Origin of the sequence: Massilia sp. CCM 8734, assembly GCF_011682155.1 — a bacterium.
GTDB lineage: Bacteria > Pseudomonadota > Gammaproteobacteria > Burkholderiales > Burkholderiaceae_D > Telluria_A > Telluria_A rubra.
Genome location: NZ_WHJI01000005.1, coordinates 37,345 through 62,792, shown reverse-complemented (window position 1 = coordinate 62,792; position 25,448 = coordinate 37,345). Strand labels below are relative to the sequence as shown.

Sequence of the window (25,448 nt, the reverse complement as noted above, 5' to 3'; positions counted from 1 at the left end):
CCATGAAAAAACTGATGCTGGCAATGAGTATTTCCCTGCTGTTCGGTACGGCCGCGCAAGCCGCTGCACCGGCCCCGGCCGCCACCAAGCTGCCGCCGTACGGCAAGGACAAGCCGATCCCGGCCCCCAAGATCATCAAGAAAACCCTGGCCAACGGCCTGCAGGTGTGGGTCGTGCCGCGCCAGGGCTTGCCGCGCGTGGACTACGTGCTGGCCGTGCGCGGCGCCGGCCTGGCCGCCGACGAGCGCAAGCTGCCCGGCTTCGCCACCCTGATGGCGGGCCTGCTCAACGAAGGCAGCACCAGGCGCGACTCGCGCGCCATCGCCGAAGCGGCCCAGGGCCTGGGCGGCGAAGTCGGCGCCGGCGCCAGCCACGACGGCGTGGTGGTCTCGGCCAACGCCCTGACCTCGAACGCCGGCCCGATGCTGCAACTGCTGGCCGAAGTGGCGCGCATGCCGGCCTTCCCCCCGCAAGAAGTCGAACTGGGCAAGGGCAACGCGCTGGAGGGCTTGAAAGTATCCGAAACCAACCCCGGTTTTCGCGCCGAACGCGCCTTGAACAAGGCGGTCTTCGCCGATCACCCGTACGGCAACACCAGCCCGAGCGTGGAATCGATCAACGCGGTCACGCCGGAATTGCTGCGCGCCGAGCACGGCAAGCGCTTCCGTCCCGACCGCAGCCTGCTGGTGATCACCGGCCGCATCGACGAGGCCGAAGCCATCAAGCTGGCCACCGCCGCCTTCGGGGACTGGAAGGCCGACGGCCCGGCCCTGCCCGAAACCCCGGGCGCCACCCTGGCCGCCAAGCCGGTGCGCATCCTCCTGCAACGCGACGGCAGCGTGCAGTCGACCATGCGCCTGGGCAGCCCGGGCATGGCCGCCAGCGCCGTCGACTACGTGCCGCTGCGCCTGACCAGCACCATCCTCGGCGGCGGTTTCAGCAGCCGCGTGAACCTCAACCTGCGCGAAGAAAAGGGCTACACCTACGGCGCCTCGGCCGGGGCGCGCATCTTCCGCAACGGCGGCAGCATCGTCGGCGGCGCCGATGTGCGCAACGAAGTGACCGGCGACGCGCTCAAGGAATATCTGCACGAGTACACCCGCATCGGCGCCGAACTGGTGCCGGAAGCGGAAATGAGCATGAACAAGCGCTACGTGGCCGGCGGCTACCTGATCAGCAACCAGATGCAGGCCGCCGTGGCCCGCACCCTGGCCAACAACTGGCTGGTCGGCCTGCCGCCGGAATTCCTCGGCCAGTACGTGCCGCTGATCCAGAAAGTCACGCCCGAACAGGTGCGCGAGATGGGCAAGAAGTACTTTGCTCCGGAACTGCAATCGGTGGTGGTGGTGGGCGACAATGCCGCCGTGGCGGAGCAGTTGAAAAAATACGGCGAATTCAGCGTCCAGCAAAAGTAAGCGGGGAACAGGCGCGGCCGCCCGCCAGGGCGCGCCGCCGCTTCACCGATCGGCCCGAACGCCGCCCGTGCGCAAGCCAATAGTTGCAATTGGTCATCTTGCTGGGAGATAATGCCGGGTTCCATCCCTCCCCGCCACCTCACTCATGTGGCTGGCCGGATCGACACCAGCCCCATAGCGCGTTCCACGCGCCTGTTTCTCTCTCATCATGCCAAACCCACGTCTTCTTTCCGCTTCCCTGCTGCTCGCCCTGCTTTCGGGCTGTAGCACTTACGTACCCCCAGCCAACAAGCCGATGGCAACGTTGACGATGTACATGGAAAACGATACCCCGGGCACGCGCATGCGCAACGGCTCGGCGATCACCTACGCCGGTACCGAATGCGAGCGCTCGACCGCCGGTGTTTTTATCAGCAGCAACACGTCCATGGAAGAGAAGGACGAGTTGCCTTCCAAGCCGATCGTTGCGGACCAGGAATTCACGTTTGCCATGAGCACCTCGCACGTGCTGTGGGGCGGCAATTCCGGTTGCTCCGTGACCGCCACGTTCACGCCCAAGGCGAATGAAACCTATGATGCGCGACTGTACACGCGCGGCAACTCGACAAGCTGCGAGCTGTTCATCGTCGACAAGGACAACCATGCGGTCCCGTTCACCAAGCCGGCCTATTCCTGCGTCCACACGCTCAACGGCATTACCCACAACGGCATCGGCTGGTACAAGCCGATCGACTGGGGGGCGATCATTCCACTTCTGCTCAAGTAAGCAGGTTCACGCAATGTCCAACAACACATTCATGACGCTCAAGCGCCTGGGCAGTGTCGCCATGATCGCCCTCACCCTGTCGGCCTGCGCCAGCGCTTACGAGAGCCGAACGGCCAACTTGTTTCGCGGTGTCCACGGTGGTTACGAAGAAGAACAGGGTCCCGGCCAACTGATCAAGGTGAGCTACACCGGCACTCTTGGCGTCGGCGTGTACATGGCCGCGCACTACGTTCTGTACCGCAGTGCGGAAATCGCCCAGCGCGAGGGCAAGCCCTACTTCGCGCTGTACCGCGATTTGCCGTCGGCCCTGAAGGACCGGCGCAGTCCCAACAGCACCTTTTCGACGCTTGACGGGCGCGCATTTTCCTACGCCTACATCCTGCCCTTCGAGGCCGATGCGGACGGCTTGTTGTCGGCCAATGCCGTGATGAAGCAACTTGAATCGAAGGTCAAAGGCACGGCGCCATGAGGCCGGCGCGCTATCTCGTGCTCATCGCGGCGCTTGGCACAGCGAGCGCTTGCGATATCCTGCCACCGTATCGCCATCCTCCGCAACTTTCCGCCGCCACGGTGAACCTCGCCGGCTCAGGCGAGAAGTGGATTTGCCGGCAAGGCCGGGAACACGCCCTGCAGGGCGACAAGACCGCTTACGCCGCCATTCCCGCTGGCACGCGCGTCACCGTCGTCGGACGCCATGATGTCGGCCTTGGCGGAAAGTGCAGCGCAGCAACGAGCCTCATCCCCGCCATCGGACAACGCTACCGCCTCGACCTGCAGATTGCCGCTGAGCACTGCGTTGCCACCGTTTACATCGAAGACACCGGAGCCGTTGCCGGCCTGCGGCCCGAGCCGAGCGCACTGCCATCGCCCGGTTGCAGTTTCTGAGGCAAAGGCCCACGCGGTCCGCAGCGGCCGCTGTCCGACGCTCCGTGGCATTTTCCATGCCATGTTACGAACTTCTGCGCAACAAAATGGGCATTGAGCCAGATCAAAGTTTGTGCACAAAGAAGCACGTATAGTTGTTTGTAGCAAGCTGGGCTCAATCAACCTTTGAGCCTTGTCAAACATTGTGCAACTTCTTTGACCGGGAGAACGACGCGCATGCAAGCCCGACTGCCCCTCCCGCTCTGGATCCACGCCTTCGAACACGTCAGCGCCGCCCTGTGCGCCAAGGTGGCGGCGGCGCTGGAACAGGCCGGCTTGCAGCTCGATCCCGGCGGCGCGCGCGCATCCGGCTTCGGCCTGGCCCTGCTCGACGGCATCGATGCCGCCGTGCTGGAGCGGGTGCGCAGCCTGGCCGCCGGCGCCAGCGTGCTGGCCATCGCCGTCGGCGCGCGCGCCCCGGCCACGGCCGACATGTGGGCGTTGCTCGAGGCCGGCGCTTTCGATGTGCTCAACTGGACCGACGCCAACGACGCCGCCGCGCGCGTGCGGGCCCGGCTCGAGCGCCGCGACGCCCTGCAGCGCCTGGCCGACTCGCCCGAGGTGCGCACCACCCTGGTCGGCGCCAGTCCCGCCTGGCGCGCGCTGGTGCACAGCGTGGTCGAGGTGGCGGCCTTCACCGAGTCGCCGGTCCTGATCACCGGCGAGACCGGCACCGGCAAGGACCAGGTCGCCCAACTGATCCACCGCCTCGGCGGGCGCGGCGAACTGGTCGTGCTCGACTGCACCACGCTCACGCCCGAGCTGGCCGGCAGCGAACTGTTCGGCCACGAGCGCGGCGCCTTCACGGGAGCGGCCAATGCGCGCGACGGCGCTTTTGCGCTGGCCGACGGCGGCATGCTGTTTCTCGACGAAGTAGGCGAACTACCCCTGCCGCTCCAGGCGCAACTGTTGCGCGTGCTGCAGGAGCACACTTACAAGCGGGTTGGCAGCAACACCTGGCAGCGCTCGCGCTTCCGGCTGGTGTGCGCCACCAACCGCAGCCTGGAAGAGGAGGTGGCGAACGGGCGCTTCCGGGCCGACCTGTTCCACCGCATCGCCGCCTGGCGCTGCCGCACCCCGCCCCTGCGCGAACGCAGCGACGACGTGCTGCCGCTGGCGCAGCACTTCCTGGCGCTGCTGGCCGGCCCCGGCGCGGCCTGCGAATTCGACGACGCCGTGCGCGAATACCTGCTGCTGCGCGAGTACCCCGGCAATGTGCGCGAACTGCGCCAGACCGTGGCGCGCCTGTGGTGCCGCCACAGCGGCCCCGGGCCGATCACCATCGGCGACCTGGCGCCCGACGAGCGGCCCGCGCGCGGCGCGCCCGCCATCTGGCCCGACGTGCGCTTCGAAAGTGCGATCCGCGCGGCGATCGACCTGCGCATTGGCCTCGCGCGCATCAGCCAGGCCGCGGCCGACATCGCGATCCAGCTGGTGCTGGAACAGGAAGGCGACAACAACCAGCGCGCCGCCCTGCGCCTGGGCGTGACCGACCGCGCGCTGCAGATCAGGCGCAAAGCCTGGGCCGAAGCACACTGATGCGTCACTGACGCCCGATCAGGCGCAGCAAATTTTGCCCCAGCACCAGCGCCTCGTCGTCCGGCGCCAGGCCGAGCATGCCGATCTTGGCCAGTTCCACGCCCGGATGCAGCCACGGGCCGTCGGAGCCGAACAGCAGCTTGTGCGCGCCGGCGCGGCGCACCGCCATTTCCAGCAGATCGAAACGGCGCACGCCGGCGCTGTCGGCGTAGATATTGCGGTGGCGCGCCAGATGGTCGACCAGCGCCAACTGCGCGCTCCAGTCGTCGGCAAAGCTGCCCAGGTGCGGCAGGATGAAGTTCACGTCCGGGAACTGGCTGGCCAGCAGTTCGGCCACCGCCACCTCGCCGGTCACGTCGTACAGCACCGGCAGGCGAAAGAAGCGCGCCGTTTCGCACACCTCGCGCGAGATGCGCGCGTCGTGCCGGTGCAGCTTGATGCCCACGAAACCGTACTCCTCGACGGCCACCCGCACCAGCGCGCGCACCCGCCCGCGGTCGCGCTGCGCATGCACGAACGCGAAGCCGTAGAAGCGGCCCGGATCAGCCGCCACGATGCGCGCCACGCTGCGGTTGGCCTGCGCGTAGTCGGAGTGAAACGCGGCCAGCAGCACCGTGCGCGCGATGCCGGCCCGGCGCGCCCGCGCCAGGTAGCGTTCGAGGCCGGCGTCGCTGTCCCACGGGCCCGAAAAGCCGTCGCCCTCGCCCGCGTGGCAATGGCAATCGATGATCATAGGTCGAGCACGATCTGGCCGCGCCCCTGGCGGCGCCAGGTGCCGCTGTCGGCACGATCGATGGCGCCGCCGGCCACTCCCGGCTGGCGCATGCGCGGCAGATGGCAGCGCAGCGCAGCATCGACCGCCTGGCGCGCGGCGCGCTGCGGGTCCATGCCCTGCCCCGCCATGCCGGCCTGCTGCGCGGCGGTGCCGGCGATGCGCACGAAGCGGCGCGCCATTTCCAGCTCGCGCTCCTCGCCATCGAGACCGGCCGCTTCCATCTCCAGTGCCTTGGCGACGGCACTCCCGAGCGCGCCGCCAAGCATCGTGCCCACACCCGGAATCGGTATGAAGGAGCCGAGCGCCTTGCCCACGAACGGCAGCGCGGTCTTGGCCAGGCCCTTGAGCACCCCGCCGAGCGGCTTGGCGACCTTGCCGATGACGGAGCCGACCTTTTTCACGCCCTTCCAGATCCCCTTGAACATCTTGCCGAGGAACTGCTCGAGTTCTTCCTCGCTGGCGACCGACATCAATTCCATCGCCAGCGCGATTTCTTCCTGCTCCCCGAAGGGTCCGGGCGCTGCGAATTCGAGCACTTCCAGTTCGCCGGCCGCCTGGCGGCATTTGGCGCAACCACATCCTGATTCTTGCATGACGATCTCCTTCGGTTGATGAAGCGTTTGCATACGTTAAAGTAAGTCAGCCCCAGAACTCGCCGAGCAACTCGGCTTCCAGTTCCTTGCGCTGGTTGGTCAGCACGCCCGGCGGATCGCCCGGTTTGCGCGGTTTGACGCCCATCTGCGCATGCAGGTCCTTTTCGGTCTTGCGCCGCGCGGCCGCCGACGGCGACGGCGCCACGAACACCCGATGCTTGCCCACGTCAAGCCCCAGCATGGTGGCGCACAGCAGATGCTGGCGCAGGCGGCGCCCCACGTTGTCGCTCTGGCCGCTGTAGGCACGCTTGCCGGCCGGGCCATCGAACTCGATCAGGTACAGTCCCGCCAGGTTCGCGCCCACCTTCGCCACCGCGTCGCGCAGCGGACCGTAGGATGTGTAGCTTGGCGCGGCGGCCATCCTGGCCAGGGCCGGCGCGATGCTGGTGGGCTGTTCGTCCTGCGGTTCGTCATCCTCGATGGCGTAAGGAGCCGGTTCCGGCCACGGCGCCAGCACCGGATAGCGCCAGCCGCCCCAGGCCGGCCAGCGTGGCGCGCGCGGCCAGGTACGGCCCGACGACGGCCGTGGTGCGCGCGCCGGCGCACCACGGCGGCCACCACGCTCTTGTTCCATCTCAAAAGCCACCATTTCAAATTCCGTATTCATATTCCCTCCTTGTATGTCTGGCCGTCGGCGCCTGCGCGCGCAGGCAGGCCGCCAGCAGCGCCAGTGCGCGTTCGATGTCGTCCGGCGCGTGGCGCGCCGTGACGATGAAACTGAGCGTGGCCCGCGCACCCGCGCGCTGCAGCACCGCATCGACGCCGGCGCGGCGCAGGCAGGCGTGCAGCGTATCGCCATCGATATCGCGCCGCAGCGCCAGCGTCTGCACCGGAAACGCACTCGCATGCAGCGCAATGCCATGCCTGGCCGCTCCAAGGCGCCACTGGGCCACGCGCCGCCACAGGCGCGAGCGCAGCTGGTCGCCGTGCGCGCGGTTGATGCGCAGCGCCGCCAGCGCGGCCCGGATCGCCGCCACCGACGGCGGGCTCGAATGCACGCGCGCCTGGCTCGATTGCCCGAAGCGGCGCACCAGCTCCGTGCTGGCGCACAGCACCGCCAGCGGCGCGCCGAACGCTTTCGAGAGCGAACTGCCGACCACCACGTGCGGCCCTTGCAGGCCGTGCCGGCGCAGCGAACCGCCGCCGGCGGCGCCGAACAGGCCAACCACCTGGGTGTCGTCGAGCACCAGCCAGCCGCCCGCCTCGCGCATCAACGCCGCGTAGGCGGCCAGCGGCGGTGGTCCGGGTGCGCCCGGCGAATAGCCGTCGGCCAGGATCAAGGGGCGCCGTCCCTGCTTGCGTGCGCTGCGCGCCAGCCTGCGCGCGCCGTCCACGTCGGCCGGCGCGAACACCGTCAGCGGCGTGCCGCGCGCGGCCGCCCGTTCGGCCCCGGCACGCGCGATCGGATAGCTGGCGCCATCGACCAGGATCGCCAGCGGTTCGCGCGCCAGCAGGTCGAACAGGTCGCAGAACAGGTGCAAGGTCGATGGCAGCAGGGTCGCCGCCTGGCAGCCGCACAGCAGTGCCAGCGCTTGCGCCAGTTGCGCGGCCCCCGGCGGCTCCATGCTGGCCGCCGGCCGCCCCAGGGTCAGCGCGTCCCAGCCGCCCAGGTCCGCGCTGGGATGGCGCATGCCGAGATACAGGGCGCTGGAAAAGTCGAGCATGGCCTACGCCATCCGCGCTTGCTGCTCCAGGCGGCGGCGCAGCAGGATCGAGGGCAAGGTGCCTTCCGCCTTCGGATCGCGCGCATCGACCGTCAGGTCGACCCCTGTGGCGGCGCGGTAGGCGTGGATGTAGCCCTGGATCTGCGGACGCCAGAAGCGCGCCCAGTTGAAGGCCTGGGTCGGCTCGTAGATGTCGCTCCAGGCGCCGTAGCGCACCGACAGCAGCACCTGTTCGCCGAACATGGCCAGGCTGCGGAAGTGCATCACGCTGGTATCGGACCATCCCTGCAGCTTTTTCATGGCGTCGACCCGGTCCATCCACGGTTCCGGATAGGCGACCATGATGCGGGTCGGGAGGAACTCGCGGAACTCGGGCCGCGCCAGCATCCACTGCTGCATCAGCATTTCGATGCGCGCCGTCGATGGCAGGTCACCGAACTGGTTGTGCGCGCCTTGCGACAGGATCAGGTGCACCTCCTTGAGGCCATTGAGCACCGGGAAGGCGTCGGCCTTGACGGTGGTGTCGTCGTCCTGGCGATAGAAGGCGGTGCACAGGCGCAGCAGGTAGTGAAAGGCTTCGAGGAATTTCGAGCGCGTGTCGGCCGGGCGGAAATGCTGGACCGCCTTGCCGTCGAGCCGCACGCCGTAGTGGTGGTCGTACTCGTAATTGCGCCGCACCACGGTGAGGCGATGCTGTTCATCCTGCGTGTAACCCCAGATCAGGTTATTCAGGGGGCGCAGCGGGTCGATTTCGAGGTTCGCCAGCGGGTCGTCGCGGCCCAGCGCGCGCACGTTCTGGAAGCGCTGGGTGATCGCGTTCATGGTCTGCACCAGCATGCCCTCTTCGTGCCAGTAGGACCAGATCAGCTCCAGCAGGCAGGGATTGGCCAGCTTTTGCTGGACGATGCCGAAGCACATATCGGCTTCGCCCTCGATCCCGCGCAGCAGGTGGATCGGCACGTCGGGCAGCTTGCGCCGGATGATCGCCAGGTACGGCAGCACCTTGGTGCCGTCCACCGTGGTTTCGAGGTAGTCGGCGTTGAAGGTGGTTTCCAGGTCGCGCGTGGCCGGAATATCGCGCCGGTCGAGGTAAGCCTGGTCTTCGACCGGATTGAACATGTTCGGTTGGCTCAGGACCCCGCAGTTGACCATCACGAACGCTTCGGTCGCCACCTTGAGCACGCGGTAGGCTTCCGAATCGTTGAAGGGCAGCGCGCGGCGCTGGCGCAACTGCTCGAACAGCTGGCTTTTTGCGTCGAAGGCGGCAGTACGGTTGGCCGGGGTGCAGAACAGCGCATCCATGAAGTTCAGGTAGTTCGTAAACGACATCGCATCGGTGCTGTTGCGGATCAGGGTCCACAGCGGCAAGTCGTCGGTCGGCTCGGTCTCGGTGCGCGTCATTGACACGCCGATGTTGCCCGAGATCGGGCTCGGCGTGCGCTCGTCGGCGACAAAGCCCTGGCGGATGCCGATCATGGCCGGCGCGGCCAGTGGCGCCATGTTGATGCCCGGCGCCAGCGCGGCCGCCGAGGGCCTGCGTTCGAACGCCAGCACCGCCTCGAACTGCTGCGGCCCGGCGTGGCGCACCACGCGCGAGAGCACGTACGGATCGTCCTCGCGCGCGGTCCATCCGGGCGTGGGCAGCAACCGCACATGCGGCTTGAGGTCGGACTGGTTGCCGGAAAAGCGGATCGTCGCCACCACCCGGTCGGCCACGCGCGCCACGCTGCAGGTGTTGGCCTGGCAGTCGACCGTTTCGTAACTCAGTTCGGCGCGCAGTTCCAGCGCCAGCTGGAAGCAGACCACGGCGCGGCAGCCGCCATCGACCTTCACGCAGCGCGGCTCGGTCAGCGGGTAGTGCTCGTAGACGACCACGTAGCTGCCCGGCGCCAGGTTGGCCACCGTGGCCTCGCCCGCGCTGCCGGTGACGGCGCTCGCTTCCAGGGCTTCGTACGACGGCGTCCAGCGGGCCGCCTCGAAACTGTCGATGCCGGACGGGTGGCGATACACGCTGACGGCGCCATTCGACACCGGCGCGCCGGTCCGGGCCTCGTGCACGGTCACCTCAAGCGACCCGGTACGGGCGTCCTTCAGATTGTTCTTGCTGCTCATGTCATTCTCCTCAATGGAAAGTCAAAGGTACCCGGGCAGGCGCCGGCGCTCGCGCATCGAGCGAGGCGCACAGGAAGCTCGTATCGAGCGTGCTGCGCAGCGCCCAATGGGTCAGCAGTTTGGCCAGCAGGACGTTTTCGTCTTCCGGCCCGACCAGGCCATCGGCGCGCGCCTGGCCCAGCACCGCGAACACCAGCGATGGCGGGGCGCGGTACATCTGCGCGGGCGCGTTCTCCCAGCGCCGGTACAGCGATAACAGGGCCGCCGGCTGGCGCGACGCCACGTCGAGCACCTCGGGCAGGGTTTTGCCGCGCAGTGCGGCGGGCCGGTGCCGGATCAGCAGCTGCACAAATGCCGGCATGCCGCGCCGCAGCCGCCCCAGGAGATCGACCGTCTCCGGCGCCAGGGTCGCGCTCGGGTAGTAGTCGTGCCACACCGTGGCCAGGCGCTCCCATTGCGGATGCGGATACAGTGCCTGCCCCATCGCGCAACTGAGCATCACGCGGATCCACGGAATCGGATGCGGGTCGTCGGGGCTTAAGCGAAACACGAACACGCGCGGCAGGCTGACCACGCCGATCAGGCCCAGGGTCGAGACCACGCCGACCCGCGCCACCGACCAGAAGTCGGCCACGATCTCGGAGATCCAGCGTTCCCACCACTGCCACACCTCGCGCTGGTGGGCATCGCTTTGCTGCATCGCCTGCAATCGCGGGCGCAGCGAATTGACCAGGTCGAGCAGGGCCGCGCCCTGGTGCCCGACCTCGTGGATGAGGGAAGACGCGATGCCGCTGCCGATCATGCGTTCGCGCGGCACCCGCACTACCGCCACCGGGTTCTCGCCGCCGCCCGGCAGGCGGGTGCGCGCGCGCCGGATCGCCGCGCCCGGCCCCCGGTCCAGGTAGCAAACCACGGGCGGCAGGCGGTAGTAGTTACCGGGCAGCGCCAGGGCGTCGGCCGCGACCGCGTCCAGGCCCGACAGCCACACCCCGTTTTCGTGCTCGCTGCGCTGGGTGATGACGTCGTTGAACAAATCGAACTGGGTCAGGGTGGCGTTGAACTTCAGGCGCAGGAAGGTAAAGCGGCGCTGGGCCTCAGCCGCCGTTGCGCTCGCGCGCGCGCCGGCCAGCCAGTGCTGGAAGGCCGACACCAGCGCCTGCAGCTCGCGCCGCCCCGTGACCAGGTAGCGCTCGAGCGCCGCCTGGGCCGACGGCAGCAGCGCGGCGGCCGGCACCATGGGCTCGATCAGGGCAAAGGGTCGGACCCGCGCCAGCCTGGTTTGCAGGGAGCGCGCCTCCTGTTCGAGCAGCGACGCGGCATACGGGCTCATGACGGTCAGGCGCCGTAGATGACGATCTTGTTGCCCTGGCGGCTCCAGCGTCCGCTGGCGCCACGGCCCCCGCCCGCCGACATGCCGCCACCCGCCGCCATGCCGCTGCCGCTTAATCCTCCCCCACCGCCGCAGCTGGCGCAGCCGCCCGAGGCGCCGCGTTTGAGCAAGCCGGGCGCATGCTGGCGTGCCGCCGCCATGGCCGCATTCTGGGCAATCGCGCGCGGGTCGCCCGAGCCGCTCGCCTGCGACGCCTTCTGCACCGTGTCGGCGGCCAGGCGCACGAACTGGCGCGCGCCTTCGTACTCGCGGTCTTCGCCACTCATTTCACCTTCCAGGCCAAGCGCGCCGCCGGCCGCCGAGGCCAGGCCGCTGCCGATCTTGGCGCCCAGCGGGCCACCGAAGTAGCCGCCGATGGCGCCACCGGCCAGCGGCAGCGCTTTTTTGGCCACGCCTTTGAGCACGCCGCCGACGGCTTGCCCGATCGGCGAGCGGATGACGCGGCCGGCGGTGGAGCCGACCTTGCGGATGAAGTCGCCCAGGAACTGGTCGAGCTCCGCTTCGCTGTTCACGTTCAGCAGCTCCTGCGCGAATTCCGCTTCCTGCTGTTCGTTCAGACTGGCCTCGCCACTCCACTCACCCTGGCCGAATTCGAACTGTTCGCCCTCGAAGCTGGAGGTTTCCTGGCCATATTCCATTGTCGTGCGGTCGATGTCATGCATGATGCGCTCCTCTAGAAAAATGAAACAACAAGGTGAAACAACGAAGTTAAACAACACAGCGCCCGGATGGACAATTCGTCCGGATCAGCAATCGTGAAGAATCAGTTGGCCCGCCTGGCGGGTCCAGCGTCCCTGCGTGGCCGGGCGCGCGTGCACATGCGGCAGCAAGCCCGGTGCGACCTGGCGCGCGGCGGCCTGCACGGCGGCGCGCGCGGACCGCGGCGATGGGTGGCCATCCTCGCCCGCACGGCCGGCGTGGCGCGCGGCCTGGTCGGCCAGGCGCACGAGCTGGCGCGCCAGGATGAATTCCTTGTCCTCGGGGCTGAGTCCTTCGAGTTCGAGGCCGAACATGCGCGCACCGAGGTTGATGCTCACCGTTTTTGCGCTGGCGCCACGCGCAAGGCGGCGCTGCGGCGACAGGATCGGTTGCACCGCGCGCAGCAGTTCGGCGACCAGCAAGGGACCCATGGGCGAGCGGGCCACGCGCGCACCGCGCACGCCGGCGCCGGCGATGGCGCGACTTAGCACGCGGCGCAGGTCGGCCGGTTCGGCCGCTTCGAGCAGTTCGGCGGCCAGCGCCAGGTCGGCGCTGTCGTCCGAGAGCGAGCCGGCTTCGTCCTCCTGCGCGCGCGGCGCGGGATGGGTGAAGATGTCGAACACCGGACTGTATTCAAGCAAGCGACGGTTCACGGGCGGCCCCTTTCATCTGTGCTGGATGCGCGGGGAAGAAAGGTGATGCTGCCGCGCGTCCTGCTTTATCCATTGCAAGGGCTGTGCCAGCGTGCGTGAGGGGCAAACGGCCGGCTTGCCGGCATCGGCGGCGAAACGCGTTTCGTGAAAGCGGTATAGTGACGCCGGCACGGCGAAAAGCGTTTCGCGATCGCGCCGGCCTCCCACTGTGAAGGAGAACGCATGCGTCAATGGATGTTTGCAATCGGTACGATGCTGGCCACATCGGCAGTCTGCGCGGGCGAAGCGACGGGTCAGGCTGGCCCAGCGCCGGTGGCGCAGCAGCAGCAGCAGCAGCAAGGCACGCACCCGCACATCGCGGCAGAACTGCTGGCGATGGTGGAGCGCGACCAGGAAGTGCGGCGGCGCCAGGACGCCGCACGCGATTCGGAATCGATCAGGGCCGAGATGATCGCGCTCGACGCGCAGCACGAGCCGAAGATCAAAGCCATCCTTGCGGACATTGGCTGGCCGGGCGTCAAGGCGGTGGGTGCGCAGGGCAACCAGGCCATGTGGCTGCTGGTGCAGCATGCCTCGCCAGCCTTGCTCAAGCAAACGCTGCCGGCGATGAAGAAGGCGGCGCAAGATGACGAATTGCCATGGTCGACGGTGGCGCTGAGCATCGACCGCGACCTGCTTAACGACTACAAGAAGCAGCTCTACGGCAGTCAGCTATTCATCAACAAGGCGGGCAAGCCGGAACTGAGCCCGGTCGAGGATGAAAGCCGGCTTGACGAGCGCCGCGCCAGCATCGGCCTGGAACCCATCGCCGCTTATCTGCGCCGGTTCGAGGCGCCATAGCGTGTTGCCGGCGCGGCGGGTCAGGCCGTCTCTGGATGAAGCGTCAAGCGCGCCCATCCCGCCGTGCGGTTCTTCTCCAATGAGGGTGGCGTACAACCGCGCTTGGTGCGCCCAATGGGCGTCAGCGTCCACAGCCCGACTTTTTCGTCCTCCGGGATCTCCTTTTCATGCTCCCGGTCCGATCCCCATTGATGGTCGCACACTTGAAACCCTGCAATATCCTTGGGCCAGGCCAGTGCGCTGTAGAAAGGATCGTCCGCCATCACCAGCAAGCCTTCTTCCACGTGCAAGCCCTGCACTACCCGATCCGCCAGGCACAGCAACAGGGCGGACGGGAACTGATTCGCGCCCGATTTGTCGTGCATGTTCCACGCTGGCGGAAGCACGATGAACAGTTCGATCATCGGCGCGTGGACATGGAACAGGCCGATGGTGAACAACATCTTGCTCTTGTTTTTGTTCACCAGCGCCACGCGCTGCACCACGTCCGCGCCAGGCACAATCGCGCTCAAGGCAACCGGCAGGACGCGGCCGAAGCGGTTATCGATAAATGCGAGGATGGGGCCGCCGTATTCTTTCGACCAGTCGGTCTTTTCCAGCAGCGAAGGCGCATTCCTTGCGCGCAGCAGGTCTTCGATCTGCGCATGCCCCCAGACCAGCGCCAGATCGAGCGGCGTGCGGTGCAGGCGGGTGTGCAGACGGCTCAGATCGGCGCCGGCGTCGACCAGCAGCCTGGCGATGTCGGCATGGCCGGGGATGATCGCATGCATCAACGGACTCAAAATGCTGCCCGGATCGCCATCCGGCGCCGCGCCATTGGCGAGCAGCCACGTCACCGTGGCGAGATGGCCGTGGTAGGCGGCCTCATCTAATGCAGTGTCGGACCGCCCGCGCCGCTGATTGACATCGGTCCCCCGTTGCACGAGCAATTGGCAGATCTGCGTCTGTCCGCAGCGCGCCGCGTAGGCCAACAGGGTAGCCTTCGTCACAATGTCGTATTCGAGTTCCATGATGTCGGGCTGGGCATCCAGGGCAGAGCGGAGGCCTTCGATATCACCGGTCTCGACCAACGCGCGTATCCGATCGAGGCGGGCGAACGATGCCGTCACAGACGGGTCTTGGTTTTTCATATTCAACATGCTCCAGATGCCCTCGCGCGAAAACGCTGTTCATAAATGCAGGTATAGTAACCTGAACAGCGCGGCAATCTTTCCGGCGCGCCCCCGAGTTACTGTCCACCAAGGAGAAACAATGCAAGTCCGTCATGATGTTCTGTTTCACGCACTGCACGCCGATGGCCTGCTGATGCTGGCCAATTGCTGGGATGCGGGCAGTGCGCGCATTGTGGCCGCGACCGGGGCAAAGGCGCTGGCGACGAGCAGCGCCGCTGTCGCCTGGTCGCACGGGTTTGCGGACGGCAGCACGCTTCCGCGCGCGTTGCTGATGGCCTGCGTGAAGGGCATCGTGCGCGCCTGTTCCCTGCCCCTGACGGTCGATGCAGAAGATGGCTACAGCGACGATCCGGCGCAGGCGGCCGCGCTGGCAGGCGAGTTGATCGATGCGGGTGTGGTCGGGATCAATATCGAAGATGGCAGCGGTACGCCTGAACTGCTGGCGGACAAGATCCGGGCGATCCGGGCAGTTGCGGACGCACGCGGGGTGAACCTGTTCATCAATGCGCGCGCCGACGTGTATTTGCGCGGGATCGAGGCCAGCGAACGCGTGCAAGAAACCATCCGCCGCGCCGCCTTGTACGAAGCGGCCGGGGCCAGCGGCCTGTTCGTGCCCGCCATGGTGGCCGAGGACGACATCGCCACCGTCATCAAGGCCACGCGCCTGCCGCTCAATGTGATGGTGCGCGACGGCGTGCCGCCGCTGGCGCGACTGGTGCAACTGGGCGTGCGCCGCCTGAGCGCGGGTTCGGCTATTTCCGAAGCGATGTTCGGCTGTGTCGATGCGCTGAGCCGGCAGTTTTTGGACAGCGGCAAGGTTAACGAGGCGGGGTTGCCGCGGATGGGCTACGGCGCCTTGAATAATCTGATGACTTAGGTGAGACTGAGGCAAGTGCTCACAGTGGCAAAATTGGAGAATTCGATGGCAGCAATTCGGTTCGACACCTTGAAAATGGCGGAGCGTCTGGAGAACGCAGGTTTCTCCACAGCTCAGGCGAAGGTACAAGCTGCCATGCTTGCTGAGATAGTCAGTGCGGAAGATGCCAGTATTGTGGAGCGATTTGCGAGAAAAGAAGATTTCTCCCAAGAGTTGACTGGCATTCGCTCATCCATCGATAAATTGGACAACAACATAGACCGTACCGCCGTCGAGGCAAACGCCATCCTCGCTGAGGCCAAAGCTGAACTGGTGCGCTGGGTCGGTGGCGTCGGGATTCTGCAAATGGCGTTAATCGCCGCACTCGTTCTGACGCTCGTTCAGAAATAGTCGACGCGGCAAACCGCCACATGGCCGCAGGCGCACAATTGCCGACACGCTCCACTGAATCACACTCACAACCGGTTGCTAAGTACTGGGCGTCAAGGCAACCCATCCATTCAGCGAGTTTCAAGAGACGATCCGCAACTGACGGTCTATTCGACGTTTCGACGACATAAAGCCCCAAACAGCATGAAGCGCGATCGCAAGCATAGCTCGCGAGGTGATAACTGCCACCTGTTGTACGCCCTCAAAGGTAAAGACGAACTACGCACGACATTTGAAGCGATTCGGAGGCTGATGCTATATTTCGACGACATTGTAGAGGCCATGGTCGATCAGTCTGGCAGGTATGACGCGATCATACCGATGCCATCTGATTACCCGATCTGCCGGATTTACGCGAAGCGACTTGCCGGGCGCTACCATTGTGAAGTATGCGACGGCATCTTCGACAAAATCACGATGGGAGCGGCAAAACACCTATTGTCCACCAGCCCACTATCGGCACCTGAAAAGCGAAGAATCGCGTCGCGTCTCAGCGGACCAGATTTCTCGTTGAAGAACATTCCAACCAAATATCGCAAGTACTTTCCTCCTTTGGTCTTGTCCAAAAATTCTTTACCAAAAGAGTTCAAACGTTTTCTTCTCGCCGATGACCTGCTGTCAACAGGAACAACATTATTGGCGGCACGCCGGCTGATTCTTGAAGCTGTTCCTGATGCTCGTATAGATGCCGCCTGCCTGTTCAGCGCCGTTTGACACCCTTACTGTCTTGAGGTAAGCTTATTTTGTAGTCAGAGTGTGAGTGAGTCTCCCTGCTCTATAAATCCAGACGAGACCCGCGTAGGCACCCGTCACGGTCGGCCTGTAAAAGGCGAGTAGTGGCAGATTAGGCAGCGGCTAATCCTTCAATCAGTCGATTGTTGTCAGTTTTACGGAGGAGCGATCCTCCACTTCTTCCAGGCCCTGTGTCCGACCGACACAGGGCTTTTTGTTTTTTCCCTGGAACGGTGAGCCCGGCCGCAGCCCCGCCTTCAAAAACAGATTGTTCCAGGCTGATGGATCCGGGCGTGCATCCCCGGCACACGTTCCTAAAACGCCGACTTGCCAAAACGCGCCACGCCCTGGTTCACACCCGGCGGATCGAGCGTTTCCAGCTTGAGCGGCAGCGGCTCGCCGATCCAGTGCGCCAGGGTGGTGTGATCGGCCACGTCGTCGTCGGTCAGCGGATGCACCAAAGCGCGCAAGCCGGACGCTTCGAGCAGCGCAATGACCGCCGGCAGCATCGCTTCACTATAGTGAATCTCGTACTCCGGCAGCGGATGCGGGCCGACCGCATGCTCGCCCAGTTCGCCGACAAAATACAGTTCCGGAATCGCGCCACCCGCCTTCGCGTCGAGCAGGCGCTGGCGCAAGGCCAGTGCCTGGGCGCGTGTCGCGGCGTCGTAGTAAATGTGGGCGTGGTATGGGGCGTTCAGTTCGTCCATGAAAATCATCCTTTCCAAATGGTGGCAGCCCGAAAAAAACCGCCAGGGCTTGCGCGCTGGCGGTTTTTTAACAAGCGTTATGCGATAACGATTACTGAGGAGCCGCTTCCGCGCCTTCGGCAGCTTTCATCGACAGCTTGAGACGGCCGCGGTCGTCGGTTTCCAGAACCTTGACGCGCACTTGCTGGCCTTCTTTCAGGTAGTCGGCGACCGCGTTTACACGCTCGTTGGCGATCTGCGAGATGTGCAGCAGGCCATCCTTGCCTGGCATGACCTGGACGATCGCGCCGAAGTCGAGCAATTTGAGCACGACGCCGTCGTAGGTCTTGCCCACTTCGACCGAGGCGGTCAGTTCTTCGATGCGGCGCTTGGCTTCCTGGCCGGCGGCGGCGTCGACCGACGCGATGGTGACGATACCTTCGTCGCTGATGTCGATCTGGGTGCCGGTTTCTTCGGTCAGCGCGCGAATGACTGCGCCGCCCTTGCCGATGACGTCACGGATTTTTTCAGGATTGATCTTGATGGTGATCAGGCGCGGTGCGAAATCCGACAGTTCGGTTTTCACGTGCGGCATGGCCTTCTGCATTTCGCCGAGGATGTGATCGCGGCCTTCTTTGGCTTGCGCCAGAGCCACTTGCATGATTTCCTTGGTGATGCCCATGATCTTGATGTCCATCTGCAGCGCGGTAATGCCATTGGCGGTACCCGCTACCTTGAAGTCCATGTCGCCCAGGTGATCTTCGTCGCCCAGGATGTCGGACAACACGGCGAACTTGCCGCCTTCCTTGATCAGGCCCATGGCGATGCCGGCCACGTGTGCTTTCATCGGCACGCCCGCATCCATCAGCGCCAGGCAGCCGCCGCAGACGGACGCCATCGACGAGGAACCGTTCGATTCGGTGATTTCGGACACCAGACGAACCGAGTAGCTGAAGTCTTCAGGGTTGGGCAAGGCGGCGATCAGCGCGCGCTTGGCCAGGCGGCCGTGGCCGATTTCGCGACGCTTCGGTGTGCCGACACGGCCGGTTTCGCCGGTGGCGAACGGAGGCATGTTGTAGTGCATCATGAAGTCGTCGGTGTACTCGCCCATCAGCGCGTCGATCTTCTGGCTGTCGCGCGCGGTGCCGAGGGTGGCCACGACCAGCGCTTGCGTTTCGCCGCGGGTGAACAGGGCCGAACCGTGGGTGCGTGGCAGGATGCTGGTGCGGATCGCGATCGGACGCACGGTGCGGGTATCGCGGCCGTCGATGCGTGGCTCGCCGTTGAGGATCTGCGAACGCACGACTTTGGCTTCGATGTCGAACAGGACGTTGCCGACGTCGACATTGTCCGGCTGGGCGATGCCGGTGGCGGCAGCGTCGGCGGCCAGGGCGGCGTAGACTTCCTGGAACGAGGCTTTCAGCTTGGCGGTACGGGCAACCTTGTCCTTGATCTGGTAGGTTTCGTTGATGTTCGTTTCAGCCAGTTCTTTCACGCGGGCGATCAGCGCTTCGTTCTTGGCTGGAGCGGTCCACTCAACTTCCGGCTTGCCGCCGTCGCGCACCAGGTCGTGGATCGCATCGATCACGACTTTCATCTGGTCGTGGCCGTAGACCACGGCGCCGAGCATGATTTCTTCGGACAGTTGCTTGGCTTCCGATTCGACCATCAGCACGGCCGTTTCGGTACCGGCGACAACCAGGTCCATCTCGGACGTCTTGAGCTGGGTGGTGGTCGGGTTCAGGATGAACTGGCCGTTGGCGTAGCCGACGCGCGCGGCGCCGATCGGGCCGCTGAACGGGATGCCCGACACGCACAGGGCGGCGGAAGCGCCGATCATGGCGGCGATGTCCGGATCGATCTCAGGATTGACCGACAGCACGTGGATGATGATCTGAACTTCGTTCAGGTAGCCTTCTGGGAACAGCGGGCGGATCGGACGGTCGATCAGGCGGCTGGTCAGGGTTTCTTTTTCGGAAGGACGGCCTTCGCGCTTGAAGAAACCGCCTGGGATTTTACCGGCAGCGTACGTTTTCTCGACGTAGTCGACCGTCAGCGGGAAGAAATCCTGGCCTGGCTTGGCGTCTTTGCGCGCAACCACGGTAGCCAGGACAACGGTGTCTTCGATCGACACCATGACGGCGCCGGAAGCTTGACGGGCGATTTCGCCGGTTTCCAGAGTAACTTGATGTTGGCCGTACTGGAAGGTTTTCGTAACTTTATTAAACATGGGTAATCCCTTTCTATTTGCCGACAGATTTTCAGGCGCTGTCGTCCACCTCACCACAGGCAACATTGCTTGTTGCCTTTACTACTTTTTCGGGACTAAAAATGCAAAAATGCCCGCGACAGCAAGCTGTGCAGGCATTTCTTGATCAACTTGAATCGGCAAAAATTACTTGCGCAGACCGAGTTTAGCGATCAGATCGCGATAACGGGTAGCGTCTTTGCTTTTCAGGTAGGACAGCAGGCTCTTACGACGATTGACCATCATGATCAGACCACGGCGCGAGTGGTGATCTTTCGCGTGGGCTTTGAAGTGGCCGTTCAGTTCGTTGATGCGTGCGGTCAGCAGAGCGACCTGAACTTCAGGGGAGCCGGTGTCGTTTTGCGCACGGGCGTTGTCCGCGATAATCGCGGCTTTGTTGATATTTTCTACGGTCATGATGATACCTTTCACATGCGGTGCACGAGTCGCAACCCGACACACCGTGAACTTCGATTGATGAACCAGCCAAAACGGCCAGACCCGCAAGTATATGCGAAAAGCGCCCGGGCTGCCAGAAAAGCTTGCGCCGCAACGGTGTCCAAGGGAGATTTGAGCTTCCCAACGGTGGCGATGGCGCAAAAAACCGGGCAAAACCGCTGTGCTTTCACGGCGACGCGCCGGCTCAGGACGCGTACATGGCAGCAATCGCTTGCTCGTCGTACCCTTCCGCCACCATGCGGGCGCGTACCGCCGTGACCAGGCTGTCGGGCTCGAATGGCACTTCTTCGGGCAACTTGCCCAGCGCGGTGGCCATTATTGGATGCTCAAGCACCGGATTGTCAAGGCCGAGCGATAGCCGCAGCTTGAACAACAGCAGGATCTCAATCGGCGTGCGCTTCAAGTCGCCAAAATCGAAAAAGATCTGTCTGGGGCTCTGCGGCTGGGAGCGGAACGTATGAATATCGCAAGCGCCCAGGCACAGCGGCGCCAGCAAGGCCGGGTCCGGCGTGCGCCAGGTGTCGAACAAGGCGCTGAGGATGGGTTCGGATACGGCATCGCCGCTGCCCTGCGGCACCGCTTCCCCAAGGAAGTCTGCCAACAAGCGAAACATGAAATGACAAACCGGGAAACGATCCGCATTTCCGACATACCCGCGCCGATGCGCAGACAGTTGCATGCGCGCGAGCGTGAACGCCTGCTCCTTGCAGCCGAGCACCAGCCCCAATGCCGTCAACAGGACGCTTTCGGGGCTCAGGGATTGCAAGGTTCTGCCTGAGTGACGGCGTTCAAACTTCGCATGGTTGGCCATATCGATCATTTGCTTCGTGTAACTAGCGGCAAATGCATGAACACCGGTGCTTGACGCCCAGCGTTTTTGTTTGATGCTGCTGATCTCGAACCAGCCCAGTGTCACCATGGCGCACGTGCTCAATGTCGAGCTGAGAAAAGAGGACTCCCACGCTTGCCGCGGCGGATCGGTTGGCTCAGGCGGAAACAGGGGCTGCACGATGGTCGTGCCACGGGAAGCGAAATGCATCAGCTCGCTGCGATAGGCCGACGCATCATTGCGCCGCATCTCCTCGATAAAACGCCAGTGCATTTTCCACGATTTTTCCCACTTCGGGTCGATACCCGGACCTTCGACTGTCGCCATCATGCATTCCTCAAAACGCGTTTAAGTGTTACGTCCAGTCATTTTGCCTGATCGGCGCCAGCGCGGCCAGAACCGCAAGTCGTGAAGATTTCATCCGGCTGGTGCATGATGGGGTTTTGAGCGATTCCAAGGTGGTTTTTATGCAAACACGAGCAAAAATGGCAATCCTGAGCGTGGTGCTGAGCCTGGCCGGCTGCGCGGCGATGATGCGCACCCCGCCTGTGCCAGGCGACACGCTCGACGTGGTGCGCGCCAAGTTCGGCGAGCCGACGGCGATCCACGCCCTGCCCTCGGGCCAGGTACTGGAATATGCGACCGGGCCGTTCGGCCAGTTCACCTGGATGGTGCGCATGGGGCCGGACGGCCGGCTGGCCGCGTTCGAGCAGGTGTTGGGCGACGTCGGCTTCGGGCGCATCAAGATCGACCAGGCGACCAGGGCCGACGTGCTGGCGACCGTCGGCCGCCCGGCCGAGCGCTCCTACCTGGCGCTGTCGGACCTCGAAGTGTGGTCTTACCGCTACAAGGAGAGCGGCGTGTGGAACTCGATGATGCACGTACACTTCGACCGCAACGGCATCGTGCGCAAGATGATCAGCGGACCGGACCCCATGTACGAGGAAAAGCGCGGCTTTTTCAGGGATTGACGCGCCAGCTTCCGGATCAGGCTGGAGGGTCGCTCATGAGGGCGACGATGGCCGCTTCGTCGAAGCCCTCGCTGACCATGCGCGCCCGCACCCGTGCGATCAACTCATCGGGAACGAAGGCGACTTCTTGCGGCAAGGCGCCGAGCGCCGTGGCCATCAACGGGTGGTCGATCACGGGATTGTCCAGGCCCAGCATCTGGCGCAGCTTGAACATCAGCAGGATCTCGATGGGAACGCGCTGCATGTCGCAAAATTCACGGAGGAACTCCCCGCGCCCATAGGGCAGCGAACGCATCGTGTGGATATCGCACACCGCGATACACAGGTCGACCAGGCTGGCCGGGTCGGGCGTGCGCCAGGCATCGAACAAGGCGTTCACAATCGGTTCGGACCATCCCTGTTTGTTTCCAAGCGGCGTTGGTTCCTGCAGGTAATCTGCCAGCAAACGAAACATGAACAGAAAAACCGGATAGTCGTAACCGTCCTGGAAGTAGCCGCGCCGGTGCGCTACGAGCTGCATTCGTGCAAGCGTCAACGCCTGCTCGCGGCATCCCAGCACCAAGCCCAATGCGGTGTACATCACAGCCTCGGCGTGCAGTCTTTGCAAGGTGCGGCCGATATACCGCTGCGGAAATTGCGCATGCCAGCTCATGCTGATGAATTGCTCCGTGTAGGCCGCGCTGAACACGTGCACACCCGTTGCGCTATCCCAGGCATTGCCTTCAATGCTCGCGATGTCGAATACACCGATTTTGACGCTGATGTACTTGTCCAGAACACTGCTCAGAAAGCCGCTTTCCCATCGCTCGCTTGGCGGATCGAAGGGTGGGTCCGGACGCATCGGCTGGACCAAGGTATCACCGTGCAGGGCAAAATTGTCGAGATTATCGCCATACAGGGATGCGGCATCGTCAAGCCGGTCGAGGTGAAACTGGCGGTTGGTTTGCCATATGGCGGCCCATTCGGGGTGGATGCCCGGCCGTTCGAACGTCAACATACATTCCTTCCTACGTAAAAGAGGCCGCCTATCCCGGCAGCTTGCGTGCGCAACCTTACCATCAAGCCAGCTCCCGGCCGGATTCCGGCAAGGGTGGGGGCCTGGTCACCCGCACCGGCGCTACTGTCCGATATGTGGGATGCGCTGGCATTGTCCGCAAGATGATCAGCGGAGCGGACCCGATGCACGAGGAACAGCGCGGCTTTGTCAGGGATTGAGGGGCGGCGCGCTCAGGGTCTCATCGGACCGCGTGACGGGAAACTCGAAACTGCGCATCATCCCGGCCCGGTCCTCGACCGACAGCACCACTGTCTTGAGGCCTTCGACCAGTTCGATTTTCGGCGTCGGTTCCTGGTACCAGGCGACCCAGTTGGTCGTGCTCTCGAACGTTTCCGGCCAATCCATCCCCAGCAAACTGGTTTCGAACAGGCGCGCGCCCGACTTGTTGAACACAAGGACGTGATAGGGATTGTGAATCTGCAGCTTGGACAGGCCGACGATGTACTTCGATGCCGGATCGATCCACAAATAGGTCAGCGCGGGCACCGGGCGGCGGAACAGTTCCGCGCCGGACTTGCTGTCCAGCACACGCAAGCTGGAATACGTATTCGTGGAAAGGAAGGGATTCTGGTCCGTTGTCATCATCTGCAAGCGCGCAGCGCGCGTCGGGTCGCTCCAGTCATGATGGTGCTCCACCCGCAGGGCTGCGGATGCGGCGCTCAGGTCGATCACCTTCTGGTAAGCGAAGCTGTCGGCGCGGGCCGCCGGAGCAGCGAGTGCGATGGAACAAAAGGCGATGGCGAGAAATTGCCTGCGATAGCGAGAGGTCATCAACGGTCATCCGGTAAGGTTAAGTTGCGCCGCGACTATACCATTACCCCCTTATGGCCACGCCGGCTATTCCCCGACGCGCCTGCCGGCCTGTTTGCCCGGCGCGCGTGGAGGCGGCGCGCGCCAGCGACTGTCGCTCTTGAGCAGCACGACCGCCTCTTGCAAAAAGCGATACAGGGCCGGTTGGCCGAGCGGCACCAGCATGCTGCGCTCGTACGATGCCGTGCGCGGCCGGCTGGCCACATGCAGCAGGGCCAGGTCGATGAGCTGCTCGTGCTTGAGCGCATCGAGGGTGGAACGGTCGACCACGGTAAAGTCCAGGCGCCGGTGCGCGCCGATCATTTGCAGCGCATTCTTGATCTGCGGCACATCGATGCGGGTGATGTCGCCGGTGGCAATGAGCGGCTCCAGGTCGGGAAAGCGGTGACCGCCCGGCGCACCGAAGCGCTTGCCGCGCAGCGAGTGCGGCCCGTCGTATTCCAGCGGCGCCGCGCGTGGCGACACCACCAGCGATTCATCGTCCATCAGCGGGCCGGTCCAGAAATAACGGGTGCGCTCCGGGTCGCCGAAAAAGCGCGGATGCACCCAGGAAACGACCATCGTCAGCTTCCCTTCCTGCAACAGCACGTCAAGCCGTCGGCGTGGAATATACACCGATTCGAAGCGGTAGCGCCCGCCGGACATCTCGCTCAGCCGGCTTGCCAGACGCGCGTTGAGTCCGGCGGAAGGCTGGCCCGGCACGAACCAGGGCATGTAGTCGTAATAGGTGGCCAGTTGCACAGTCTCGGCCGCTTGCGCGAGGCGCAGCGCCAGCACCGGCAACAACATCGGTAGCAGGAAAATTCTCAACCGCATGAGCACGCCATCGACTTATCCACCCGCTAGCCACTCCCATGCCGTGTTGAAAGAACAGAACATCCGCCCTATTTAACCACGCCCAGGCGGCAGGCGGCGCGCCTGGCGGCACCATGCGTACCGCCAGACGCCACTTTCACTAAACCATCAGAAGTGGCCAAGCCAATTTCTTTACGCGGATGAAACTAAAGATATACTCGGACCCATGGTCCCCGCCTTCACGCCCCCTTCCACCCGCCGCCGTTACGCCGCCATCGCACTGACATTGCTTGCGCACGCCTTGCTGGTGTTGGGCTGGCAATATGCACGCCGCATCCCGCCCGTCGATAACGATACGGGCCGGAGCATTCAATGGGTCACGATCACAGCGCCAACGGCGCCAGCGCCGACCGTCCCGCCGCTGCCGGCCCCCAGAAAAGCCGCCAGCGCGACTGCGAATGCGCCGGCGCCGCGCGCTGTCGCCGCCACGCCAGCGCCAGTAACGCCCGAGCGAGTGGCCGAGACGCCGCCCGAACTTGTCGTGCCGGATGATGCGCCAGCCGCGCCGGCGCCGAGTGCGGCCGAGATCATGCGGCAAGCCCGGCGCAGCATCGGCCAGATCGACCAGGACTTGCGCAAGGCCCATCCGGGGCAACCGATCAGCGCGCCGGTCAGCAATGGCGCAACGCGCCTGGCGCAGGGCTTGCAGGCGGCCGCCGACGCCGCCCCCAACCGCTGGTACGAGGCGCCCAAGGTCACCGAGATCATCGACCCCGGCCCGTACGCGCGGCGGCGCTACCGCGTGGTGGGAGCCAAGGGCACCTACTGCATCACGGTCGAATCGAACCACGCGCCGGACGGTCTGGATATCGGCAGCAAAGGCATCCAGCACAAGAAGACCAACTGCGAAGAAAGCGAGCAGGCCGCCACCAAGCAGGCATGGTGAAAGC

Annotated in this window: 27 protein-coding genes; 11 read left to right on the top strand and 16 right to left on the bottom strand. The window is 64.6% G+C overall.

The genetic code is table 11. The features are described from left to right. The first annotated feature begins 2 nt into the window (after positions 1-2). The 5 genes from F2P46_RS06680 (at position 3) to F2P46_RS06660 (ending at position 4,644) form a co-directional block, all read left to right on the top strand. Entirely contained in the window at positions 3-1,415 is a 1,413-nt protein-coding gene (locus tag F2P46_RS06680; protein WP_166886525.1) for a pitrilysin family protein, read from the top strand. 316 nt (positions 1,416-1,731) lie between these two features. Next, a complete protein-coding gene (locus F2P46_RS06675; RefSeq protein ID WP_166886522.1) occupies positions 1,732-2,181 on the top strand; it encodes a hypothetical protein in 450 nt (149 codons plus the stop codon). A gap of 13 nt (positions 2,182-2,194) precedes the next feature. Further along, positions 2,195-2,650, top strand: a complete 456-nt coding sequence (locus F2P46_RS06670; protein ID WP_166886519.1) for a hypothetical protein — start codon at positions 2,195-2,197, stop codon at positions 2,648-2,650. Continuing rightward, positions 2,647-3,066 (top strand): hypothetical protein, encoded by a 420-nt coding sequence (locus F2P46_RS06665; protein ID WP_166886516.1) that lies wholly within the window; start codon positions 2,647-2,649, stop codon positions 3,064-3,066. Before F2P46_RS06670 ends, F2P46_RS06665 begins: the two co-directional genes overlap by 4 nt. 216 nt (positions 3,067-3,282) lie before the next feature. Continuing rightward, positions 3,283-4,644, top strand: a complete 1,362-nt coding sequence (locus F2P46_RS06660; RefSeq protein WP_166886513.1) for a sigma-54 dependent transcriptional regulator — start codon at positions 3,283-3,285, stop codon at positions 4,642-4,644. A gap of 4 nt (positions 4,645-4,648) precedes the next feature. Here F2P46_RS06660 and F2P46_RS06655 read toward each other — a convergent pair whose 3' ends face one another. The 8 genes from F2P46_RS06655 to F2P46_RS06620 form a co-directional block, all read right to left on the bottom strand. After that, complete coding sequence (locus F2P46_RS06655) at positions 4,649-5,377, bottom strand: amidohydrolase family protein (protein WP_166886510.1); 729 nt, start codon at positions 5,375-5,377, stop codon at positions 4,649-4,651. Continuing rightward, positions 5,374-6,012, bottom strand: coding sequence for a hypothetical protein (locus tag F2P46_RS06650; RefSeq protein WP_166886507.1), 639 nt, complete (start codon positions 6,010-6,012; stop codon positions 5,374-5,376). Before F2P46_RS06650 ends, F2P46_RS06655 begins: the two co-directional genes overlap by 4 nt. Before the next feature lie 46 nt (positions 6,013-6,058). Next, positions 6,059-6,679 (bottom strand): GIY-YIG nuclease family protein, encoded by a 621-nt coding sequence (locus F2P46_RS06645; protein WP_166886504.1) that lies wholly within the window; start codon positions 6,677-6,679, stop codon positions 6,059-6,061. Beyond that, on the bottom strand, positions 6,663-7,736 hold the full coding sequence (locus F2P46_RS06640) for an aminotransferase class I/II-fold pyridoxal phosphate-dependent enzyme (protein ID WP_166886501.1): 1,074 nt from the start codon (positions 7,734-7,736) through the stop codon (positions 6,663-6,665). Before F2P46_RS06640 ends, F2P46_RS06645 begins: the two co-directional genes overlap by 17 nt. Before the next feature lie 3 nt (positions 7,737-7,739). Further along, complete coding sequence (locus F2P46_RS06635) at positions 7,740-9,848, bottom strand: carboxypeptidase-like regulatory domain-containing protein (protein WP_166886498.1); 2,109 nt, start codon at positions 9,846-9,848, stop codon at positions 7,740-7,742. 10 nt (positions 9,849-9,858) lie between these two features. Further along, on the bottom strand, positions 9,859-11,178 hold the full coding sequence (locus F2P46_RS06630; protein ID WP_166886495.1) for a hypothetical protein: 1,320 nt from the start codon (positions 11,176-11,178) through the stop codon (positions 9,859-9,861). A 5-nt stretch (positions 11,179-11,183) separates the two neighbouring features. Further along, entirely contained in the window at positions 11,184-11,900 is a 717-nt protein-coding gene (locus tag F2P46_RS06625) for a hypothetical protein (protein WP_166886492.1), read from the bottom strand. 84 nt (positions 11,901-11,984) lie between these two features. After that, positions 11,985-12,590, bottom strand: coding sequence for a hypothetical protein (locus F2P46_RS06620; protein WP_166886489.1), 606 nt, complete (start codon positions 12,588-12,590; stop codon positions 11,985-11,987). A gap of 222 nt (positions 12,591-12,812) precedes the next feature. Here F2P46_RS06620 and F2P46_RS06615 point away from each other — a divergent pair, with 222 nt between their 5' ends. Further along, on the top strand, positions 12,813-13,430 hold the full coding sequence (locus F2P46_RS06615) for a DUF6624 domain-containing protein (RefSeq protein WP_166886486.1): 618 nt from the start codon (positions 12,813-12,815) through the stop codon (positions 13,428-13,430). Positions 13,431-13,450: 20 nt separating this feature from the next. Here F2P46_RS06615 and F2P46_RS06610 read toward each other — a convergent pair whose 3' ends face one another. Continuing rightward, the gene (locus F2P46_RS06610; RefSeq protein ID WP_166886483.1) at positions 13,451-14,560 is read right to left on the bottom strand and encodes an ankyrin repeat domain-containing protein; all 1,110 of its coding nucleotides are present in this window, start codon (positions 14,558-14,560) and stop codon (positions 13,451-13,453) included. Between the two features lie 121 nt (positions 14,561-14,681). Here F2P46_RS06610 and F2P46_RS06605 point away from each other — a divergent pair, with 121 nt between their 5' ends. From F2P46_RS06605 to F2P46_RS06595, 3 genes are all read left to right on the top strand, one after another. Further along, complete coding sequence (locus F2P46_RS06605) at positions 14,682-15,479, top strand: isocitrate lyase/phosphoenolpyruvate mutase family protein (protein WP_166886481.1); 798 nt, start codon at positions 14,682-14,684, stop codon at positions 15,477-15,479. A 45-nt stretch (positions 15,480-15,524) separates the two neighbouring features. Then, complete coding sequence (locus F2P46_RS06600) at positions 15,525-15,869, top strand: DUF1640 domain-containing protein (protein ID WP_166886479.1); 345 nt, start codon at positions 15,525-15,527, stop codon at positions 15,867-15,869. Positions 15,870-16,052: 183 nt separating this feature from the next. Continuing rightward, positions 16,053-16,622, top strand: coding sequence for a phosphoribosyltransferase (locus F2P46_RS06595; protein WP_166886476.1), 570 nt, complete (start codon positions 16,053-16,055; stop codon positions 16,620-16,622). 332 nt (positions 16,623-16,954) lie between these two features. On the opposite strand, the gene F2P46_RS06590 is transcribed toward F2P46_RS06595, so the two are convergent. The 4 genes from F2P46_RS06590 to F2P46_RS06575 all read right to left on the bottom strand — a co-directional run bounded on the left by F2P46_RS06590 (position 16,955) and on the right by F2P46_RS06575 (position 21,192). Continuing rightward, entirely contained in the window at positions 16,955-17,350 is a 396-nt protein-coding gene (locus F2P46_RS06590; protein WP_166886473.1) for a DOPA 4,5-dioxygenase family protein, read from the bottom strand. A gap of 91 nt (positions 17,351-17,441) precedes the next feature. Next, positions 17,442-19,559 (bottom strand): polyribonucleotide nucleotidyltransferase, encoded by a 2,118-nt coding sequence (gene pnp / locus F2P46_RS06585; RefSeq protein ID WP_166886470.1) that lies wholly within the window; start codon positions 19,557-19,559, stop codon positions 17,442-17,444. Positions 19,560-19,724: 165 nt separating this feature from the next. Further along, positions 19,725-19,994 carry a 30S ribosomal protein S15 gene (rpsO, locus tag F2P46_RS06580; RefSeq protein WP_054263682.1) on the bottom strand — a complete coding sequence of 90 codons (270 nt, stop codon included), beginning with the start codon at positions 19,992-19,994 and terminating at the stop codon, positions 19,725-19,727. A gap of 226 nt (positions 19,995-20,220) precedes the next feature. Continuing rightward, entirely contained in the window at positions 20,221-21,192 is a 972-nt protein-coding gene (locus F2P46_RS06575; protein ID WP_166886468.1) for a hypothetical protein, read from the bottom strand. A 158-nt stretch (positions 21,193-21,350) separates the two neighbouring features. Here F2P46_RS06575 and F2P46_RS06570 point away from each other — a divergent pair, with 158 nt between their 5' ends. Beyond that, a complete protein-coding gene (locus F2P46_RS06570; RefSeq protein ID WP_166886465.1) occupies positions 21,351-21,836 on the top strand; it encodes a hypothetical protein in 486 nt (161 codons plus the stop codon). A gap of 16 nt (positions 21,837-21,852) precedes the next feature. On the opposite strand, the gene F2P46_RS06565 is transcribed toward F2P46_RS06570, so the two are convergent. The 3 genes from F2P46_RS06565 to F2P46_RS06555 form a co-directional block, all read right to left on the bottom strand. Then, the gene (locus tag F2P46_RS06565) at positions 21,853-22,833 is read right to left on the bottom strand and encodes a hypothetical protein (protein ID WP_166886463.1); all 981 of its coding nucleotides are present in this window, start codon (positions 22,831-22,833) and stop codon (positions 21,853-21,855) included. 207 nt (positions 22,834-23,040) lie between these two features. Beyond that, entirely contained in the window at positions 23,041-23,664 is a 624-nt protein-coding gene (locus tag F2P46_RS06560; protein ID WP_208296529.1) for a hypothetical protein, read from the bottom strand. Between the two features lie 66 nt (positions 23,665-23,730). Further along, positions 23,731-24,519, bottom strand: a complete 789-nt coding sequence (locus tag F2P46_RS06555) for an ABC transporter substrate-binding protein (RefSeq protein ID WP_166886460.1) — start codon at positions 24,517-24,519, stop codon at positions 23,731-23,733. Between the two features lie 205 nt (positions 24,520-24,724). Between F2P46_RS06555 and F2P46_RS06550 the strand changes: the two genes are divergently transcribed. Beyond that, positions 24,725-25,444, top strand: coding sequence for a hypothetical protein (locus F2P46_RS06550; RefSeq protein WP_166886458.1), 720 nt, complete (start codon positions 24,725-24,727; stop codon positions 25,442-25,444). Positions 25,445-25,448 lie beyond the last annotated feature (4 nt).

Coding starts and splice junctions, on each gene's coding strand:
- F2P46_RS06680 (WP_166886525.1), top strand. CDS start 3: ATGAAAAAACTGATGCTGGCAATGAGTATTTCCCTGCTGTTCGGTACG.
- F2P46_RS06675 (WP_166886522.1), top strand. CDS start 1,732: ATGGAAAACGATACCCCGGGCACGCGCATGCGCAACGGCTCGGCGATC.
- F2P46_RS06670 (WP_166886519.1), top strand. CDS start 2,195: ATGTCCAACAACACATTCATGACGCTCAAGCGCCTGGGCAGTGTCGCC.
- F2P46_RS06665 (WP_166886516.1), top strand. CDS start 2,647: ATGAGGCCGGCGCGCTATCTCGTGCTCATCGCGGCGCTTGGCACAGCG.
- F2P46_RS06660 (WP_166886513.1), top strand. CDS start 3,283: ATGCAAGCCCGACTGCCCCTCCCGCTCTGGATCCACGCCTTCGAACAC.
- F2P46_RS06655 (WP_166886510.1), bottom strand. CDS start 5,377: ATGATCATCGATTGCCATTGCCACGCGGGCGAGGGCGACGGCTTTTCG.
- F2P46_RS06650 (WP_166886507.1), bottom strand. CDS start 6,012: ATGCAAGAATCAGGATGTGGTTGCGCCAAATGCCGCCAGGCGGCCGGC.
- F2P46_RS06645 (WP_166886504.1), bottom strand. CDS start 6,679: ATGAATACGGAATTTGAAATGGTGGCTTTTGAGATGGAACAAGAGCGT.
- F2P46_RS06640 (WP_166886501.1), bottom strand. CDS start 7,736: ATGCTCGACTTTTCCAGCGCCCTGTATCTCGGCATGCGCCATCCCAGC.
- F2P46_RS06635 (WP_166886498.1), bottom strand. CDS start 9,848: ATGAGCAGCAAGAACAATCTGAAGGACGCCCGTACCGGGTCGCTTGAG.
- F2P46_RS06630 (WP_166886495.1), bottom strand. CDS start 11,178: ATGAGCCCGTATGCCGCGTCGCTGCTCGAACAGGAGGCGCGCTCCCTG.
- F2P46_RS06625 (WP_166886492.1), bottom strand. CDS start 11,900: ATGCATGACATCGACCGCACGACAATGGAATATGGCCAGGAAACCTCC.
- F2P46_RS06615 (WP_166886486.1), top strand. CDS start 12,813: ATGCGTCAATGGATGTTTGCAATCGGTACGATGCTGGCCACATCGGCA.
- F2P46_RS06610 (WP_166886483.1), bottom strand. CDS start 14,560: ATGAAAAACCAAGACCCGTCTGTGACGGCATCGTTCGCCCGCCTCGAT.
- F2P46_RS06605 (WP_166886481.1), top strand. CDS start 14,682: ATGCAAGTCCGTCATGATGTTCTGTTTCACGCACTGCACGCCGATGGC.
- F2P46_RS06600 (WP_166886479.1), top strand. CDS start 15,525: ATGGCAGCAATTCGGTTCGACACCTTGAAAATGGCGGAGCGTCTGGAG.
- F2P46_RS06595 (WP_166886476.1), top strand. CDS start 16,053: ATGAAGCGCGATCGCAAGCATAGCTCGCGAGGTGATAACTGCCACCTG.
- F2P46_RS06590 (WP_166886473.1), bottom strand. CDS start 17,350: ATGGACGAACTGAACGCCCCATACCACGCCCACATTTACTACGACGCC.
- pnp (WP_166886470.1), bottom strand. CDS start 19,559: ATGTTTAATAAAGTTACGAAAACCTTCCAGTACGGCCAACATCAAGTT.
- rpsO (WP_054263682.1), bottom strand. CDS start 19,994: ATGACCGTAGAAAATATCAACAAAGCCGCGATTATCGCGGACAACGCC.
- F2P46_RS06575 (WP_166886468.1), bottom strand. CDS start 21,192: ATGGCGACAGTCGAAGGTCCGGGTATCGACCCGAAGTGGGAAAAATCG.
- F2P46_RS06570 (WP_166886465.1), top strand. CDS start 21,351: ATGGCAATCCTGAGCGTGGTGCTGAGCCTGGCCGGCTGCGCGGCGATG.
- F2P46_RS06565 (WP_166886463.1), bottom strand. CDS start 22,833: ATGTTGACGTTCGAACGGCCGGGCATCCACCCCGAATGGGCCGCCATA.
- F2P46_RS06560 (WP_208296529.1), bottom strand. CDS start 23,664: ATGACCTCTCGCTATCGCAGGCAATTTCTCGCCATCGCCTTTTGTTCC.
- F2P46_RS06555 (WP_166886460.1), bottom strand. CDS start 24,519: ATGCGGTTGAGAATTTTCCTGCTACCGATGTTGTTGCCGGTGCTGGCG.
- F2P46_RS06550 (WP_166886458.1), top strand. CDS start 24,725: ATGGTCCCCGCCTTCACGCCCCCTTCCACCCGCCGCCGTTACGCCGCC.